Below are 374 nucleotides of genomic sequence, written 5' to 3' on the forward strand. Positions count from 1 at the left end.
GAGAAAGCCCCCCAACCAGTACTGGTTGGGGGGCTTCTCTAATGTGTGTTCGGCGGTGTCCTACTCTCCCACACCCTGTCGAGTGCAGTACCATCGGCGCTGAAGGGCTTAGCTTCCGGGTTCGGAATGGGACCGGGCGTTTCCCCTTCGCTATGACCGCCGTAACTCTATGAAACTGTCACAGTAACCTTCTTCTGATCACCTGGTTTCACCACCCGTCAACACCAGTTTCTGGTGTTGGGGGATGGAGAAAACAGGGTTTCTCATCAGTATCTGTGTGTTGTTTCAGATACCGCACAGTGGACGCGTAGCTTCTTTGTGGTAAGTCCTCGGCCTATTAGTACCAGTCACCTGCATGCATTACTGCACTTCCA

The 374-nt window shown here is 53.2% G+C and carries 1 rRNA gene; it reads right to left on the bottom strand.

The annotated features are described in order from the left end of the window. Positions 1-47: 47 nt before the first annotated feature. Positions 48-164, bottom strand: a 5S ribosomal RNA gene (gene rrf, locus ASU23_RS12310). Between the last annotated feature and the right edge of the window lie 210 nt (positions 165-374).

This window comes from Rhodococcus sp. KB6, assembly GCF_001445685.1.
Taxonomy (GTDB): Bacteria; Actinomycetota; Actinomycetes; order Mycobacteriales; family Mycobacteriaceae; genus Rhodococcus_F; species Rhodococcus_F qingshengii.